This is a genomic window from Mycobacterium sp. (genome assembly GCF_965277065.1).
Classification (GTDB): domain Bacteria; phylum Actinomycetota; class Actinomycetes; order Mycobacteriales; family Mycobacteriaceae; genus Mycobacterium.
Genome location: NZ_CBDIBT010000018.1, coordinates 343374 through 360404 on the forward strand (window position 1 = coordinate 343374; position 17031 = coordinate 360404).

The window sequence follows — 17031 nt, forward strand, 5'->3', positions numbered from 1 at the left end:
GGGGGGCGTTCGCTTACGGTTGGCCTATGTCGGCCGTCGAATTGGAAACGCTCGAAGACAGCATTGCCGGAGTGACGTTGAACCGGCCGGCGCGGGGGGTGGCTTCTGCGCGGGTGCTGACCTGAGTGGAACCGGGGAGGCCTGGACGAACAACGCGCCGCACACGCCCGTGTTCAAGAACAGCTACGACGCCCAGGTGCGACTGGCCAACCTTTACCTCCGGCTCTACGAATTGCCGATACCGGTGATCGCCGCCGTCAACGGCGTTGCGGTCGGCGGTGGACTGGCATTCGCGCTGCACTCCGACATCCGGATCGCTTCGGAGAACGCCCGATTGGGCTCGGTGTTCATCAAGGCGGGGTTCTCGTCGATGGACATGGGCACCAGCTATCTGCTGCCCAAGATCGTCGGGGCGGGCGTGGCACGGGAACTGATGCTGACCGGACGCATCATCGACGCTGACGAGGCCTACCGCATCAAATTGGTGCACGAGGTGGTGCCGCCCGACGAGCTGATGGCGGCGGCACTGACGATGGCGCGCTCGATTGTCGAGAACAACGCGTTCGGGGTGTGGCAGACCAAGATCGGGCTGAACACCGCGCTGGATGCGCCGAGCCTGCGGCATGCGATCGAGATCGAGAACCGCACCCAGATCCTGACCGGTTTCACCAACAACCCGTTGGAGGCGGCCAAAGCGCACATGGAAAAGCGCGCGCCGGTGTGGGATCCGATGTAGCCGTTAGGCTTTGGCGATCACGTTCTCCGCGAACATCTCGAGGTTGCGGATCTTCGCGTCCAGCGGCTCGGTGTCTTGTCCCATGATGTAGGGGATCCGGAAGCCGACGATCACGTCGCTGACGCCTTTGTCTTCGAGACGCTTCACGCCGTCGAGAGTGAAGCCGTCCAGTGAGATCACGTGGATCTCAAACGGGCCGGTCTTACCTTCTTCCTCGCGAAGCTGTTTGACCCGCGCGAGGAGTCGGTCGAGTTCTTCCGGGTCGCCGCCGCCGTGCATCCAGCCGTCGGCGCGAGCGGCGCGCCGCAAGGCAGCATCGGCGTGGCCACCGATCAGGATGGGAATCGGTTGTGTCGGAGCGGGAGTCATCTTCGTCTTGGGTATGTCGTAGAACTCGCCGTGAAATTCGAAGTAGTCGCCGGTGGTCAGGCCGCGGATGATCTCGATGCATTCATCGATTCGCTTGCCCCGCTTGGCGAACGGCACGCCCATCAGCTCGTAGTCTTCGGGCCACGGGCTGGTGCCCACGCCGAGACCGACGCGGTTGCCGATCAGCGCGGCCAGCGAGCCGGCCTGCTTGGCCACCAGCGCCGGCGGGCGGATCGGGAGCTTGAGCACAAAGAAATGGAATCGCAGCGTCGATGTCACCGCACCCAGCGCGGCAGTCAGCACGAAGGTCTCGATGAAGGATTTGCCGTCGAGGAACTCGCGGTTGCCATCGGGTGTGTACGGATACTTCGAATCCGACTCGAACGGATACGCGACGCTGTCCGGGATGGTCATGCTGGCGTACCCGGCCGCCTCGGCGGCCTTGGCCAGCGGGATGTAGAACGTCGGGTCTGTCATCGCCTCTGCATAGCTGAACCGCACAGGGTCATAGTAGGGACGGCCGATGACGACATGCTCGAATCGGGCGTCAAGGCTGCTCGGCGCCGGATCCAACGAGCTGCGTCAGCGCCGAGCCGAACTGGCCAGCGGCATGCGATCTACCGCCGAGACCGCGGAGCAAGCGCGGGTGCACGCGCTCGAACGAGGCAGCCAGGCACACCAGACGCTGGCGCGCGTGCTAGGTCAACTGCAGGTGCGCAAGCGGATACGGGGGCGCGCCGACCCCGGCGATCGAGTGCGTGCCCTGCGGTGTCTCGTCGGTGATGCGAGCTGCTGCGGTGTGTTCGCCGACCGTCACGGTCAATTCGCGGGCGCGCACCAGCTCGGCGGGTATCGGGTCGAAAACTGTTCCCTGCCAGTGGTAGTGACCGTCAATCGGTTCGATATGGCCAGTCAGCGCCACTCGGACGTGTTCAGTGGTGTCGGCGGCGGATAGCGTTGCCGGACCGTCGTAGGAGTCGTCGTCTACGTCAGTCGACGACAGCTCGAATGCAGAGGTCTCCAGGTCCCGGGCGAGGCGACCCAGGTGAACCCGCTCGTTGAAAACACCCTGTGAGCTGCGGCGGACCTCGATCCGCCGGTGCCTTCCCAGCAGTTGCAGGCAGCCGACGATGTAACGCATTGCTGCCGCGGAATCGGGACCACTGAGCATGAAGTAGTTCGGGAAATTGTGCACCGCCACCCCGAGGTAGGGCTCGGCTCCGTCGGTCCACGCCTGCTGGATGGTCACGCCGCGGGCGCCCACCAGTGTGTGGTCCGAAAGGCCGGCGCGCACCGCGAATCCGGTGCCGTAGACGATCGCGTCGGCATCGTGGTGCACGCCGTCGACGGTGCGGACACCAACCGCCGTCACCTCTTCGATAGGCGAGGAGATCACTTCGACGCGTCGCCGGCGCGGGATGCGGACGCCGCGACGCAGCCGTGGCACGGCCCGGCGCGGCGCCAACGGGAAGACGTAGACCGTCGCGCCCGAACCGGTCATCCGGTCGATCAACTCGCCAGCACTGGAATCGGCGCCGATAACGGCAACCCGTTTACCGGCGGGATCGAAAGACGCGACGGGCATCGCCGCGTGCATGGTGGTACCGCGAAAGTCTCTGCGGCCCAGCACATCAGGCACCAGAGGCACAAAGGGCGACGCACAGGCGACCACGACGCGCCCGCGGCAGGTCTCGCCGTCTTCGGCGGCGAGCGTCCAAGTGTCGGTGGCGTCGTCGAACACCGAGCTGACCACCTCGCGGTCGAAAATCATGAAGTCATGGATACCGGCGGCCAGCAGCTCGTTGGCGGCGTGCGGGTCGCCGACGAGGACGACGCCGTGAATGCGCTGGGATACCGGCGTTTGGGTCACAGGAATTTGGTGCGCGTCCAACCGCGGCGCGCGAGCGGGCCCATCAACCCGACCTCGGAGAGAAACGCGGCCAACGGCGCGAATCCGGCCACCTGCACCTCTTTTCGGTGCGGGCTGTTGCGGGCGAGTCTGCGGGCCTCCCGGGCGTCGAGGCCGGCGCGGGCATACGGGACCTGGTTGGTGAACAGGTAGCGGAAGAACCACCCGCCCAGTCCATTGATGTTTCCGACGAACCATCGCTCCGGCCGGCGCATCTGAGGCGACCGTTTACGCAGTCCGTCGCGCGCGAACTGGATGTGACGTGCTTCTTCGGTGACGTGAATTCGCATGAGCCGCTGCACAATCGGCTGCAGCTCGGGGTCGTCCATCATCTGGCGCTGTAGTGAGTCGAAGATCTCCTCACCGATCAGCGCAGCGACCCAGAGCACCGATCCACGGAAGAAGAACGGCAGCGTGTTGATGATCATCCTGTGGTAGAGCCGCGGACGCACCGGCTTGGCCCCCACCCGCTCGATGGCCTTGCCGAACATCACCATGTGACGGGTTTCGTCACCGAGTTCGGTCAACGCGTAATGAGTTGCGCTGCTGGTGGGGTCGGTGTGCATGATCTTGCGCAGCAGCGCCTGGTTCAGGATGTTCTCGAACCAGATGCCCGCCGACAGCGTGTTCACCAATTCCTGGCGGGACAACTCAATGCGCTGAGCACGAGTCATGCTGTCCCACAACGGCGTTCCGTACAGCGACACCACGCGCGGGGGAAGGTAGAACTTGTCCGGGTCCAGGGGGGCGTTCCAGTCGATGTCGACCACCGGTTCGTAGGACTTCTTGACCGAGCCCTTGAGGAGACGGTCGGAAAAGTCTTCACGCCCGCGCCCCGCCGGCTTTACCGCACTGGTCATCATGCCGCTCCCTCACGCCGCGTAGCCCACGTCTTCATCGATGTATGTCCAGACGGTAGGGAGCGGACGCGGAGATGTCAATACCCGCGGTACCGGGTACTTGCGGTTCGACCAGATGGAGACGCCGCCCAGCACGGTTGGATTACAGACGCCCAGTTGCTAGGCCACGCGGAGTACCTTCACCCGCATGAGAGCCTTCGTCATCCGCGCCGCGGTCACCGGGTTCGCGCTGTGGGTGGTCACCAAATTCGTCCACGGACTGTACTTCGTCGGCGGCGACAACTGGCTGCAGCGAATCGGCATCATCCTGGTCGTCGCGGTGATCTTCGGTCTGGTCAACGCCTTCATCAAGCCGATCGTGCAGATCCTGTCGATCCCGCTCTACATCCTCACGCTGGGCCTGTTTCACATCGTCGTCAACGCGTTGATGCTCTGGATCACCGCGCGGATCACCGAGAACACCACGCACTGGGGCCTTGCGATCGACCAGTTCTGGTGGACCGCGATCAAGGCCGCCATCGTGTTGTCGATCGTCAGCTGGGTGCTGTCGCTGGTCGTCCGCACTTCCCGTCGCTGAACGGCACACTGGATACATGCCCGAGCTCCCCGAAGTCGAGGCGCTAGCCGACTACCTTCGCCAGCACGCCGTCGGCAAGGCGGTCGGCCGTGTCGACGTCGCCGCGCTGTCGGTGCTCAAGACCTTCGCGCCGCCGATCAACGCCCTGCACGGACTGACCGTCACCGGGGCCGACCGCTGGGGCAAATACTTGGGCATGCGGGCCGGCGAGCTGATCCTGATCACCCACCTGTCCCGGGCCGGCTGGCTGCGCTGGTCGGACAAGCTGTCCGCGACGCCGCTCAAACCGGGCAAGAACCCGATCGCGTTGCGCGTCCACCTCGGCCCACCCGGCGAGGCGCCAGGCTTCGACCTCACCGAGGCGGGCACCCAGAAGCGGCTCGCGGTGTGGCTCGTCGACAATCCGCAGACAGTCCCCGGCATCGCCACGCTGGGACCCGACGCACTCACCCTCAGTGCCGACGACCTGGCCAAGCTGCTCGCCAAAAACACCGGCCGGATCAAATCCGTCATCACCGAGCAGAAAGTCATCGCCGGGATCGGCAACGCCTACAGCGACGAAATCCTGCATGTCGCCAAGCTGTCGCCGTTTGCCACCGCCGCGAAACTCAATGAAGCCCAACTCGCCGCTCTGCACGACGCGATGGTGTCAGTGCTCTCCGACGCCGTATCGCGGTCGGTGGGCCAACAGGCCGCCACGCTCAAGGGCGAAAAGCGTTCCGGCATGCGGGTACACGCCCGCACCGGCTTACCGTGCCCGGTGTGCGGCGACACCGTTCGCGAAGTGTCGTTTGCTGACAAGTCGTTTCAGTACTGCCCGACGTGTCAGACGGGCGGCAAGGTGCTGGCCGACCGGCGGATGTCGCGTCTGCTGAAATAGACGTCGAGCGTCGACTTGTTGTTCCTCGTAGCTGCGATCCCGCCCAGAGACTCGACGTTCGAGGGGCCACCGCGGGCGTCAAGTCTCGCTCGTCGCCACCTCGGCTAAGGATCGCGGTACACCTCGCGTCGGTGAGCGACCCTGATGACAAGAATGCTCAGGACATCGTCCTCGATCTCGTAGACGATCCGGTAATCACCGGCTCGGACCCGCCATCGATTGCGTTGACCTACCAGTTTCGTGGCTCTGGGTGGTCGGGGATTTTCCGCCAACAGTGCGATGACGCCTTCGATACGAAGTCGGTCGCGCTTTTCGATTGCCCGAATCTCGCGTTCGACACGGCGCGTTCTGCGGACCTGATAGGTCACCCGATGCCGAGGTCCTGCTTAGCCAGTTCCCACGGAATCGTGTCGTGATCTTGATGCGAGTCGTGTTCGGCGAGTGCGCGATAGTCGTCGGCATCATCCAGATCGTCAAGAAGTGCCTCGAATGCCTGATATCCCATCAGCACAGCGATCGGCTGGCCGTGCCGGGTCAGCTTGATTGCTTTGCCGTGCACGGCCAACTCGTCGATCACCGCTGCGAGCTGCTCGCGCAATTCGGAGACCGGGATGACACCTGAGGCCATGAACGGCATTGTACAGCAACGTACAAAAGCTCTAACCTGCCCGGCCTCTCTCGGCGCGATACCGGCGGACCAGAGCATCGGTCGAACTGTCGGATTGCGTGGGCGGAGAAGCATCTTCGGTGAGCACCGGCAGTAGTTCTTTGGCCTGCGTCTTGCCCAGCTCGACGCCCCACTGGTCGAACGAGTCGATGCCCCAGACCACGCCCTCGGTGAAAACCTGGTGTTCGTAGAGCGCGACCAATTGGCCCAACACCGACGGGGTGAGCCGGGTCGCCAGGATGGAGGTCGTCGGCCGGTTACCCGGCATCACCTTGTGCGGCACCACATCTGCGTCCGTGCCCTCGGCGGCGATTTCCTCAGCGGTCTTGCCGAACGCCAGCACCTGGGTCTGGGCGAAGAAATTGCTCATCAGCAAGTCGTGCATGCTGCCGGTGCCATCCATGGTGGGCAGGTCGTCGGTGGGCTGGCTGAAGCCGATGAAGTCAGCCGGAACCAGCCGGGTGCCCTGATGCAGCAGTTGGTAGAACGCGTGCTGGCCGTTGGTTCCCGGTTCACCCCAGAAGATTTCGCCGGTGTCGGTGGTAACGGGCGTGCCGTCGGCGCGAGTCGACTTGCCGTTGGACTCCATCGTCAGCTGCTGCAGATACGCGGCGAAGCGGGCCATGTCGTTGGAGTACGGCAACACCGCACGGGCCTGCGCGTCGAAGAAGTCCGAGTACCACAACCCGATCAGGCCGAGCAGCGCCGGTGCGTTCGACTCCAGCGGCGCGGTCCGGAAATGCTCGTCGACAATATGGAACCCAGACAGGAAGTCCGCGAACGCTTCCCGGCCGATCACCGCCATCACCGAGAGCCCGATCGCCGAGTCGACCGAATAGCGTCCGCCCACCCAGTCCCAGAAGCCGAACATGTTGTCGGTGTCGATGCCGAACTCGTCCACCAGTTTCTTGTTGGTTGAGACGGCCACGAAATGCTTGGCCACCGCGTCGTCGCCGAGCGCATCGGTCAGCCAGCGTCGCGCCGCGGTCGCGTTGGTCAGCGTCTCCAGCGTGGTGAAGGTCTTGGATGCGATGATGAAAAGCGTTGTGGCCGGGTCCAAGTCAGCCAGCTTCGCGATCAGGTCGGCCGGGTCGACGTTGGAGACGAAACGTGCCGAAACGCCGGCATCGGCGTAGTGCCGCAGCGCCTGGTAGACCATCACCGGGCCGAGGTCCGAGCCGCCGATGCCGATGTTGACGACGGTGCTGATCCGCTTTCCGGTTGCACCGGTCCACTCGCCGCTGCGCAGCCGGTCGGTGAAATCGCCCATCGCGTCCAACACTTCGTGCACATCGGCGACCACGTTCTGCCCGTCCACGGTCAGGGTGGCGTCACGCGGCAACCGCAGCGCGGTGTGCAGCACTGCGCGGTCCTCCGACACGTTGATGTGCGTCCCGTCGAACATCGCGTCGCGGTGCCGCTCGAGTTCGGCCGCGTGCGCCAGCTCGATCAGAAGTCGCAGGGTGTCGCGGTTGATGCGGTGTTTGCTGTAGTCGATGTACAGGTCGCCGACGGTGACGTTGAACTCGCGGCCACGGTCCGGGTCGTCATCGAAGAACTCGCGCAGATGGGTGCCACCGATCTGCCGGTGGTGTTGTTGCAGCGCACTCCATGCCGGGGTCGCTGAGATGTCAGGGATCTGGTCAACCGCAGTCATCCCTCAGACCCTAGTCAGGTCGACCGGGCCGCGTCGGTGCCGACGCTGAAGGCACGGTGAACGGGTGGCGAACCGGCTTGCTCAGTGACCGAGCCGGCCGCGGCCCAGCCGCAGCAACAACATGGCCAGATCCTTGCCCTCGGCGCCGAGTTCGCTGTAACGCTCGATGACCTGCATCTCGCGGCTGTGCACCAGCCGGGTGCCGCCGGAGGCCATCCGCGCTTTGCCGATCACGCGGGAGACCTCGGCGCGGCGTTTGACCGCGGCCAGGATTTCGGCGTCGAGCCGGTCGATTTCCAGCCGCAGGGCGTCGATGTCGATGGGTTGTTCTGTTTCGATGGTCATGTCAGACTCCGGAATCTCGTTGTGTGGAGGTTGTTGCGGTGTCATCCGGTTTCGGGCCTCACACAAGAGACGAGCCCCGGATCCGGAAACGGACCGCGGGGCTCTGGGAAGCAGCTACACCACGGGCACCGTCGGCCGGTACCCGTAGAAAAATCGCCACTGCGCATTGAGCACGAAACGAGTGTGCCACTTGCAGGCGTTCCGGCGCAAAGGTGTCGGCAAACGGCGGTAGGTTGGACCAGTTATGAGTGTGCAGCACGTGGCCGAATCCGAAGGCGATCAACTTCTCGATGGTCTGAACCCCCAGCAGCGCCGGGCGGTGCTGCACGAGGGCTCGCCGCTGCTGATCGTCGCCGGCGCCGGCTCCGGCAAAACGGCCGTGCTGACCCGGCGGATCGCCTACCTGTTGGCGGCGCGTGACGTCGGACCCGGTCAGGTGCTGGCGATCACCTTCACCAACAAAGCCGCCGCGGAGATGCGGGAACGGGTCGTGGCGCTGGTCGGCCCGCGGGCCAGATCTATGTGGGTGTCGACCTTCCACTCGACCTGCGTGCGCATCCTGCGCAACCAGGCGTCGCTGATCGCGGGCCTCAACTCCAACTTCTCGATCTACGACGCCGACGATTCGCGTCGTCTGCTGCAGATGATCGGCAAGGACATGGGCCTCGACATCAAGCGCTATACACCGCGGCTGATGGCCAACTCCATCTCCAACCTGAAGAACGAACTGATCGACCCACAGCAGGCACTGGCCAACCTGTCCGAGGACGACCTCACCGACGACTTGGCCCGCACGGTGGCCGCGGTCTACGCCGAATACCAGCAGCGCCTGCGGGTGGCCAATGCGCTGGACTTCGACGACCTGATCGGGGAGACGGTCGCGGTCCTGCAGGCCTTCCCGCAAATCGCCGACCACTACCGTCGGCGCTTCCGGCACATCCTGGTCGACGAGTACCAGGACACCAACCACGCGCAATACGTGTTGGTGCGCGAGCTGGTCGGCCGCGACCTCGAACCCGGCGATGATGGTGTGCCGCCCGGCGAGCTGTGCGTGGTCGGCGACGCCGACCAGTCGATCTATGCGTTCCGCGGAGCCACCATCCGCAACATCGAAGACTTCGAGCGCGACTATCCGAACGCCACCACGATCCTGCTCGAGCAGAACTACCGCTCCACCCAGAACATCCTGTCGGCGGCCAACTCGGTGATCTCGCGCAACCCGGCCCGTCGCGAAAAGCGGCTCTGGACCGACGCCGGTGAAGGCGAGCTGATCGTTGGCTACGTCGCCGACAACGAGCACGACGAGGCGCGGTTCATCGCCGAGGAGATCGATGCGCTGGCCTCAGGCGGCGCTCTCACCTACAACGACGTGGCCGTCTTCTACCGCACCAACAACTCGTCGCGGTCGGTGGAAGAAGTGTTCATCCGTGCCGGCATTCCCTACAAAGTCGTTGGGGGAGTGCGGTTTTACGAGCGCCGCGAGATTCGCGACATCGTGGCGTACCTGCGGGTGCTGGACAATCCCGGCGATGCGGTCAGCCTTCGTCGCATCCTCAACACGCCGCGGCGTGGTATCGGTGATCGCGCTGAGGCGTGCGTGGCGGTGTACGCCGAGAACACCGGGTTCAGTTTCGCCGATGCGCTGGAGGTCGCCGCCGAAGGCAAGGTTCCGCTGCTGAACACCCGGTCGGCCAAGGCGATTGCGGGTTTCGTCGAGATGATGGACGAACTGCGCACCAAGCTGGCCTCGTCCGAAGGCGACCTCGGCGAGCTGATCGAGGCGGTGCTCGAGCGCACCGGATATCGCACGGAGCTGGAGTCGTCGTCCGACCCGCAGGACCTGGCCCGGCTGGACAACCTCAACGAACTCGTCAGCGTCGCACACGAATTCGCGACCGACCTGGCCAACGCCGCGGCGCTCGACGACGCCCCGGTGGACGAGGACGTGCCGGACACCGGTGTGCTGGCGCAGTTCCTGGAGCGGGTGTCGCTGGTCGCCGACACCGATGAAATTCCCGAGCAGACAGCCGGTTTGGTGACGCTGATGACGCTGCACACCGCCAAGGGGTTGGAGTTCCCGGTCGTGTTCGTCACTGGCTGGGAAGACGGAATGTTTCCGCACATGCGGGCTTTGGGCGATCCGACGGAGCTTTCCGAGGAGCGCCGACTGGCCTACGTCGGGATCACCCGGGCGCGTGAGCGGCTTTTCCTCAGTCGGGCCAAGGTTCGCTCGTCGTGGGGACAGCCGATGCTCAACCCGGAATCGCGTTTCCTGCGCGAGATTCCGCAGGAGCTGATCGACTGGCGGCGCACCGACCCGACTCCGTCGTTCAGCGCGCCGGTCAGCGGTGCCGGCCGGTTCGGCCTACCGCGTCCGTCGCCGAGCCGAAGCGGCGGGGGCAGCAAGCGTCCGCTGATCGTGCTGGCGCCCGGGGACCGGGTCACCCACGACAAGTACGGCCTGGGCCGAGTCGAAGAGGTGTCGGGCGTAGGCGAGTCCGCGATGTCGCTGATCGACTTCGGCAGTTCAGGGCGGGTCAAGCTGATGCACAACCACGCCCCGGTGGCGAAGCTCTAGCGCGTCAAGAAAGTCAGTCTTCGAGCAGCCAGTCGCGGGTGCGGGGCAGGAACGCCAGCACGGCGCTGCTGACCGGCAGAATCGGCAGCATATGGACAATCCAGCCCACCCGGGCATCCGCGATGAACACACCCAAATATGTCAGGATCGCGACGCCTGCCCCGGCAATGATCAGCCACCGGCTCAGCGGCTGGCGCAGCAGCAGCAGGATCACCCCGGAAATCGTGGACAGGGCGAACACCAGCGCCAAGAACGCGACCGCGACGCAGAAAAGCCGGTCGGAGTGCCACCAGCCAGCGATCAGGTCGGTCGCCACCACCGAGGTGGCCCAGCCGCTGACGATGCTGACCGCCGCCGCGGCCACCGCCGTAGTCCGGCTGGGCTCACCGAAAGGGGCGTGCGCGGGGGCCTGCGGAATTTTTGGCTGCTGAGGCGGGGCGGGCGGGCGCGGGATGTGCGTCGTGCGGGCCTCGTCGGCGGCCTGCGGCATCGGGCCGGTGGGCGCGCGCCGGATGATGCGTGTTTCAGGGTTCGATGGACGCGCTGCCGGGCTGGGATTGCTCGGGTCGGTCAACGGCTCAACCGGCGAAGGTACCGACGGACAGGCCGCGCTTCGCCAGCCACGGCACGGGGTCGACCCGCTGGCTGCCGCCCAGCAGAACTTCGAAGTGCAGGTGCGGGCCGGTGGAGTTGCCGCGGTTGCCGACGGTGGCGATCTGGTCGCCCGCCATCACCCGCTGACCGACGCTGACCATGGTGGTGTTGACGTGGCCGTAGAGCGTCACGGTTCCGTCGGCGTGGCGAAGCTTGACCCACATTCCGTAGCCCGCGGTCGGGCCGGCGGCGATGACGACGCCGTCGGAGACGGCGTGGATCGGGGTGCCGATCGAGTTGGCGAGGTCGATGCCGGCGTGCAGCACGCCCCACCGGTAGCCGAATCCGGACGTGAAGATGCCCTTGACCGGCATCACGAACAGCGGCTGCTGCAGTCGGGCCTCACGCTGCGCGCGCTCCTCGGCGAATGCGACGCCGTGAGCCAACTCGGCGTTGTGCACGGCGACGTTGGCGGCCGGTTGCACGGTGACCATCTGCATGCCGCCGTCGGAGGTGCTGATCGGTCCGGTCGCGGCGGATTGGGCGGCCAGAACCGTCTGCGCTTTGGAGTGCTCCGGGGCTTCGGTGGCGGAGTGAGCGGCGGCTGCGGCGGCGCCGGCGGCCAGTGAGCCGATCAAAATCCGGCCGCGAGTGGGTCCGCCGAGCTGTTTGCGGTGCTGCCCGCGACCGACAGGTGATTCGGCTTCGTCGCGGGCCCGGTTGCTACCCCGCTCGAGCGGGCTGAGGCGGCGCCCGGTTGGACTGGGCCCAGCGAGATCGAAGACGGTGAGGTTGTCCGTGTCGTCGAGATCATCGAGCTCGGGGGCGCTGAGGACCTGCGCCTCTTTCGCGAAAGCGGAGTTGTCGCTGAAGTCCGAATCGGCCAGTTTGCCGAATTCGTTGAACGGGATGATGTCGGTGACTTCGTTGCGGGGATTGGTTGACCTGCGCTGACGCGACGCCGAGTGGCCTCTTTGGACAGCAGCCGGAGCCGGGATTTGCTGGGTCAACGTGATTTGTCCTTCGAGCCGTAACCATAACGTTATCTGGACCCTGAGACGTTAACCGGCGGGCGCGAGGCATCGCAAGTTTAGCCAAAAGTCCACCCGGGAATGTGATTCGAATCACTCCCCGGCCCTCGGTGAGATCTGCCACATCAACCGATGCCGACGATGGAACCTTCTGGCCGTCTCGATACAGTTCCCGCAAGCGAGCAACGGAAAACCTCTGACTCGCTTGCACACAGGCCGACACACAGAAGTGAGCCCATGGATCTTTTCGAGTACCAGGCAAAAGAGCTGTTCGCCAAGCACAGTGTCCCAACCACACCCGGCCGCGTCACAGACACCGCCGAAGGGGCCAAAGCCATCGCCGAAGAGATCGGTCACCCGGTCATGGTCAAGGCGCAGGTCAAGGTCGGTGGACGGGGCAAAGCCGGTGGCGTGAAGTACGCCGCGACCGCCGAAGACGCTTACAACCACGCGAAGAACATCCTCGGCCTGGACATCAAGGGCCACATCGTGAAGAAGCTGCTGGTCGCTGAGGCCAGTGACATCGCGGAGGAGTACTACATCTCCTTCCTGCTGGACCGTGCCAACCGCACCTACCTGGCCATGTGCTCGGTCGAGGGCGGCGTGGAGATCGAAGAGGTGGCGGCCACCAAGCCCGAGCGGCTGGCGAAGGTCTCGGTGGACGCGGTCAAGGGTGTTGACGAGGCATTCGCCCGCTCGATCGCCGAGCAAGGCCACCTGCCGGCCGAAGTTCTCGACGCCGCCGCGGTGACCATCTCCAAACTGTGGGACGTGTTCGTCGCCGAGGACGCCACCCTGGTTGAGGTCAACCCGTTGGTCCGCACGCCTGACGATCAGATCCTCGCGCTGGACGGCAAGGTCACGCTGGACGGCAACGCCGACTTCCGCCAGCCCGGCCACCTGGAGTTCGAGGATCGCGACGCCACCGACCCGCTGGAGCTCAAGGCCAAGCAGCACGACCTCAACTACGTCAAGCTCGACGGCCAGGTCGGCATCATCGGCAACGGCGCGGGTCTGGTCATGTCGACCCTCGACGTCGTCGCCTACGCGGGCGAGAAGCACGGCGGCGTCAAGCCGGCCAACTTCCTCGACATCGGTGGCGGTGCCTCCGCCGAAGTGATGACCGCGGGTCTCGACGTCGTGCTGGGCGACGAGCAGGTCAAAAGCGTCTTCGTCAACGTGTTCGGCGGCATCACCTCGTGCGACGCGGTCGCCACCGGCATCGTCAAGGCGCTGGAGATTCTGGGTGACGACGCCAACAAGCCGATCGTGGTGCGCCTCGACGGCAACAATGTCGACGAAGGCCGGCGGATCCTCACCGAGGCCAAGCATCCGCTGGTGACGCTGGTGCCCACGATGGACGAGGCCGCCGACAAGGCCGCCGAGCTGGCAAGCGCCTGAGACTGAAAGGGACTGCTGACCGACATGGCTATTTTCCTGACAAAGGACAACAAGGTCGTCGTCCAGGGCATCACCGGATCCGAGGCCACCAAGCACACCGCCCGGATGCTCAAGGCCGGCACGCACATCGTCGGCGGCGTCAACGCCCGCAAGGCCGGCACCACCGTCGCGCACAAGAACGTCGACGATGAGCTGGTCGAGTTGCCGGTGTTCGGCGGCGTCGCCGAGGCCATCGAAAAAACCGGTGCCGATGTCTCGATCATCTTCGTGCCGCCGGTCTTCGCCAAGGACGCGATCATCGAGGCCATCGACGCCGAGATCCCGCTGTTGGTTGTCATCACCGAGGGAATTCCGGTGCAGGACAGCGCGTATGCGTGGGCGTACAACCTCTCGAAGGGCAACAAGACCCGGATCATCGGCCCGAACTGTCCCGGCATCATCACTCCCGGACAGGCCCTGGTCGGCATCACCCCGGCCAACATCTCTGGGTCCGGGCCGGTCGGGCTGGTGTCCAAGTCGGGCACGCTGACCTACCAAATGATGTACGAGCTACGCGATTTCGGCTTCTCCACCTCGATCGGCATCGGCGGTGACCCGGTGATCGGCACCACCCACATCGATGCCATCGAAGCCTTCGAGAAGGATCCCGAGACCAAGATCATCGTGATGATCGGCGAGATCGGCGGTGACGCCGAAGAGCGTGCGGCCGACTACATCAAGGCCAACGTGTCCAAGCCGGTCGTCGGTTACGTCGCGGGATTCACTGCGCCGGAAGGCAAGACGATGGGCCACGCCGGCGCCATTGTGTCCGGTTCGTCGGGAACCGCGGCAGCCAAGAAGGAAGCGCTGGAGGCCGCCGGGGTCAAGGTCGGCAAGACGCCGTCGGAGACCGCCGCCCTCGCCCGGGAGATCCTGGAGAGCCGCTAGGAATTGGAACACGTTACAGGTTTCGGTTAGCCTGACGAACTAACACTTGTCAGGAGGCCTGTCATGGACCCACGCACACCCGTCGTCGTCGGGGTGGGCCAATTCACCGAACGCATCGACGACCCCGGTTATCGCGGCATGTCCTCAGTCGACCTGGCGACTGAGGCCGTGCGGGCCGCGCTGGTTGACTCCGGCGCGGACGTGAGCACGGTGGCCGGCGCCGTCGAGGTGTTCGCCGGCCTGCGCCAGTTCGAGATCTGCACCCCGTTCAACACACCGCCGTTCGGCGCGTCGGACAACTACGTCCGATCGGTGGCCAACCGGGTCGGTGCCGATCCGGCGCGCGCGGTGCTGGAGCCCATCGGCGGCAACGGCCCGCAGAAGCTGATGACGGAGTTCGCCGGGGCGATCGCCGCCGGCGGCATCGAGGTCGCACTGATCCTCGGCTCCGAGCCCGGGTCGACGGCGAAGTACTTCTCCGGGCGTGACGACAAGCCGGACTTCACCGAGCGCGTCGGCGGCCAGCTCGACGACCGTGGCTACGGTTTCGAGCAGTACATGAGCGAGTACACCGCCAAGCACGGGCTGACCGGGGCGCCTGTGCAGTACGGGCTGCTCGACAACGCGCGGCGAGGACGGCTCGGGCTCACCGTCGCCGACTATCGGCACGCGATGGCCGAGCTTTTCGCCCCGTTCTCGAAAGTCGCTGCAAAGAACCCTTTTTCGTCCTCGCCGATGGAACGCTCGGTGGAGGAGATCGAAACGGTCACCGACGAAAACCGGATGATCTGCGACCCGTACCCGCGGTTGCTGGTGGCACGCGACACCGTCAACCAAGGGGCTGCTGCACTGCTGATGTCGGTGTCGGCGGCGCGGCGGCTCGGGGTGCCTGAGGACAAGTGGGTCTACCTACGCGGGCATGCCGATCAGACCGAGCAGGACTTGCTGGACCGAGTGGATGTCAGCGTCAGCTACTCCGCCAAACAGGCTGTGGCAGAAGCGCTTCGGGTAGCCGGTATCGGCATCGACGAGGTGGCGACGTTCGACCTCTACAGCTGCTTCCCGTTCCCGGTGTTCGCGGTGTGCGACGATTTCGGGCTCGCCGCCGACGACCCGCGCGGGTTGACGCTCACCGGGGGGCTGCCTTATTTCGGCGGCCCCGGTAACAGCTATTCGCTGCACGGCATCGCGGAGACGGTGGCCGCCGTGCGCGACAACCCGGGTTCGTTCGGGCTCGTCGGCGCCAACGGCGGTGTGATGAGCAAGTATTCGGTCGGGGTGTACTCCACGACGCCTGGCGAGTGGGCGACCGACCACAGCAAGGAGTTGCAGCGAGACATCGCTGCGCTGCCGAAGGTGCCGGTCACGCGAAACACCAACGGCGCGAGCATCGTTGAGACGTATTCCGTGCGCTACGACTGGCCGACGACGACCGGTGTCATCATCGGTAGGCTCGACGCCGACGGCTCGCGGTTCATGGCGCTCACCGAGGACGAGGATCTGGTGGCATTGATGACCGACGGTGACCCGTTGGGTGCCGCCATCGCCGTGAAGTCGACCGACGAGGACGTCAACCGGGCGTCGCTCGGCTAGAACAGTGTCGTCGTGTCCGCGGTCAAGATGAAACCGTGGCCGCCGACGTGGCACGCCACGACCGAGTCCTCGGTCACCAGGCACAACGTGTCGACCGAGTCGACGACGTAGTGCCGTTGTGCCAGAACCTTGTCGGGGTGAGTTCTGCGATTACCGCCCCCGGGCATCACCGATGTCTGGACGCTGGTCGCACCGAAGCGTTCCGCATCGACGGTCCAGGCTCCAGGCCCCCGGTCGGGCCGTGAGCCCGTGCATTCCGCGCCCGCCGACTCCCACGTCGGGAATGTCCCCATCCCGCAGACCAGCCCGTTCGGGGCGGTGAAGACGAAGCCGTACTCCGGGTTGCCGTCGCGGATGTAGAACGAGTCGGAGTCGACCGGTGTGTATCCCGCCGTACCCGGGAAGCCGTCGACGGGCAGGGCGAACCGCGCGACGGCGGTGCCGTGGACAGTCTGGGTGCATCCGGTGAGCGCGACAGCGGCGAGCAGAACGCTCAGGCGGCGCGCTCTCACGGCTCATCCCAGGCGGTCATGCGTTTCAGCCTAGAGCTGATCAACCGCGTCGGTCAGCGCGGCGACCAAGCCCTCGCAATCCTCGACGGTCACGTTCAGCGCCGAATGGTCACGCAGGCCCACCACTCGGTGAATCCGAGGCTCGAAGTGAATGCACACGCCCTGAGTCGCGTTGGTGCCGAACGTCAGACCGTCGTCGGACAGCGACAGCCGCGCGCCCACCGCCGTCCACCACCGATACGGACCGGTGATATGCGCATCCTGAATCTGAGACAGCGGCGCGTCGACCCGGAACGGTCCGTAGCGGACGATCAACTGACCGTCGTCGGTCACGGTGACGCCCTGCCTGCTCGGCCAGGCCCGAAAGACCAGCCACATCGGCGCCAGCCGGGTCT

The 17031-nt window shown here is 65.4% G+C and carries 17 protein-coding genes and 2 pseudogenes; 8 read left to right on the plus strand and 11 right to left on the minus strand.

The features are described from left to right. Positions 1-88: 88 nt before the first annotated feature. Positions 89-736, plus strand: a pseudogene (locus ACQY5A_RS13095) (enoyl-CoA hydratase/isomerase family protein); the annotation flags it as partial. A gap of 3 nt (positions 737-739) precedes the next feature. Here ACQY5A_RS13095 and ACQY5A_RS13100 read toward each other — a convergent pair. The 3 genes from ACQY5A_RS13100 to ACQY5A_RS13110 all read right to left on the minus strand — a co-directional run bounded on the left by ACQY5A_RS13100 (position 740) and on the right by ACQY5A_RS13110 (position 3874). After that, positions 740-1606, minus strand: a complete 867-nt coding sequence (locus ACQY5A_RS13100) for a TIGR03619 family F420-dependent LLM class oxidoreductase (protein WP_428340783.1) — start codon at positions 1604-1606, stop codon at positions 740-742. A gap of 196 nt (positions 1607-1802) precedes the next feature. Beyond that, the gene (locus tag ACQY5A_RS13105; RefSeq protein WP_428340784.1) at positions 1803-2975 is read right to left on the minus strand and encodes a DUF4873 domain-containing protein; all 1173 of its coding nucleotides are present in this window, start codon (positions 2973-2975) and stop codon (positions 1803-1805) included. Further along, positions 2972-3874, minus strand: a complete 903-nt coding sequence (locus tag ACQY5A_RS13110) for an AurF N-oxygenase family protein (protein WP_428340785.1) — start codon at positions 3872-3874, stop codon at positions 2972-2974. Before ACQY5A_RS13110 ends, ACQY5A_RS13105 begins: the two co-directional genes overlap by 4 nt. Positions 3875-4061: 187 nt before the next feature. Between ACQY5A_RS13110 and ACQY5A_RS13115 the strand changes: the two genes are divergently transcribed. From ACQY5A_RS13115 to ACQY5A_RS13125, 3 genes and pseudogenes are all read left to right on the plus strand, one after another. Further along, on the plus strand, positions 4062-4451 hold the full coding sequence (locus ACQY5A_RS13115; protein ID WP_428340786.1) for a phage holin family protein: 390 nt from the start codon (positions 4062-4064) through the stop codon (positions 4449-4451). Positions 4452-4467: 16 nt separating this feature from the next. After that, positions 4468-4710 (plus strand): annotated as a pseudogene (locus ACQY5A_RS13120) (DNA-formamidopyrimidine glycosylase family protein); the annotation flags it as partial. Between the two features lie 126 nt (positions 4711-4836). Then, positions 4837-5331 carry a zinc finger domain-containing protein gene (locus ACQY5A_RS13125; RefSeq protein WP_428341500.1) on the plus strand — a complete coding sequence of 165 codons (495 nt, stop codon included), beginning with the start codon at positions 4837-4839 and terminating at the stop codon, positions 5329-5331. 104 nt (positions 5332-5435) lie between these two features. Here ACQY5A_RS13125 and ACQY5A_RS13130 read toward each other — a convergent pair whose 3' ends face one another. The 4 genes from ACQY5A_RS13130 to ACQY5A_RS13145 all read right to left on the minus strand — a co-directional run bounded on the left by ACQY5A_RS13130 (position 5436) and on the right by ACQY5A_RS13145 (position 8045). Beyond that, positions 5436-5699: a type II toxin-antitoxin system RelE family toxin gene (locus ACQY5A_RS13130; RefSeq protein WP_428340787.1), complete on the minus strand. Its 264-nt coding sequence runs from the start codon at positions 5697-5699 to the stop codon at positions 5436-5438. Next, a complete protein-coding gene (locus tag ACQY5A_RS13135) occupies positions 5696-5959 on the minus strand; it encodes a type II toxin-antitoxin system Phd/YefM family antitoxin (RefSeq protein ID WP_428340788.1) in 264 nt (87 codons plus the stop codon). Before ACQY5A_RS13135 ends, ACQY5A_RS13130 begins: the two co-directional genes overlap by 4 nt. A gap of 31 nt (positions 5960-5990) precedes the next feature. Continuing rightward, complete coding sequence (pgi, locus tag ACQY5A_RS13140) at positions 5991-7655, minus strand: glucose-6-phosphate isomerase (protein ID WP_428340789.1); 1665 nt, start codon at positions 7653-7655, stop codon at positions 5991-5993. Between the two features lie 81 nt (positions 7656-7736). Continuing rightward, positions 7737-8045 carry a chorismate mutase gene (locus ACQY5A_RS13145; protein WP_428340790.1) on the minus strand — a complete coding sequence of 103 codons (309 nt, stop codon included), beginning with the start codon at positions 8043-8045 and terminating at the stop codon, positions 7737-7739. 199 nt (positions 8046-8244) lie between these two features. Here ACQY5A_RS13145 and pcrA point away from each other — a divergent pair, with 199 nt between their 5' ends. Continuing rightward, entirely contained in the window at positions 8245-10578 is a 2334-nt protein-coding gene (gene pcrA, locus ACQY5A_RS13150) for a DNA helicase PcrA (protein WP_428340791.1), read from the plus strand. A gap of 13 nt (positions 10579-10591) precedes the next feature. Here the strand turns inward: pcrA and ACQY5A_RS13155 are convergent, their stop codons facing one another. Continuing rightward, a complete protein-coding gene (locus tag ACQY5A_RS13155) occupies positions 10592-11152 on the minus strand; it encodes a hypothetical protein (RefSeq protein WP_428340792.1) in 561 nt (186 codons plus the stop codon). 4 nt (positions 11153-11156) lie between these two features. Beyond that, a complete protein-coding gene (locus tag ACQY5A_RS13160) occupies positions 11157-12182 on the minus strand; it encodes a M23 family metallopeptidase (protein ID WP_428340793.1) in 1026 nt (341 codons plus the stop codon). Between the two features lie 258 nt (positions 12183-12440). Between ACQY5A_RS13160 and sucC the strand changes: the two genes are divergently transcribed. From sucC to ACQY5A_RS13175, 3 genes are all read left to right on the plus strand, one after another. Further along, positions 12441-13604: an ADP-forming succinate--CoA ligase subunit beta gene (sucC, locus tag ACQY5A_RS13165; RefSeq protein WP_428340794.1), complete on the plus strand. Its 1164-nt coding sequence runs from the start codon at positions 12441-12443 to the stop codon at positions 13602-13604. Between the two features lie 24 nt (positions 13605-13628). Then, a complete protein-coding gene (gene sucD / locus ACQY5A_RS13170; protein WP_428340795.1) occupies positions 13629-14531 on the plus strand; it encodes a succinate--CoA ligase subunit alpha in 903 nt (300 codons plus the stop codon). A gap of 63 nt (positions 14532-14594) precedes the next feature. Further along, entirely contained in the window at positions 14595-16124 is a 1530-nt protein-coding gene (locus tag ACQY5A_RS13175) for an acetyl-CoA acetyltransferase (RefSeq protein WP_428340796.1), read from the plus strand. Here ACQY5A_RS13175 and ACQY5A_RS13180 read toward each other — a convergent pair. Continuing rightward, positions 16121-16636 (minus strand): hypothetical protein, encoded by a 516-nt coding sequence (locus tag ACQY5A_RS13180; RefSeq protein ID WP_428340797.1) that lies wholly within the window; start codon positions 16634-16636, stop codon positions 16121-16123. The genes ACQY5A_RS13175 and ACQY5A_RS13180 overlap by 4 nt on opposite strands. 30 nt (positions 16637-16666) lie before the next feature. Next, on the minus strand, positions 16667-17014 hold the full coding sequence (locus ACQY5A_RS13185; RefSeq protein WP_428341501.1) for a hypothetical protein: 348 nt from the start codon (positions 17012-17014) through the stop codon (positions 16667-16669). Between the last annotated feature and the right edge of the window lie 17 nt (positions 17015-17031).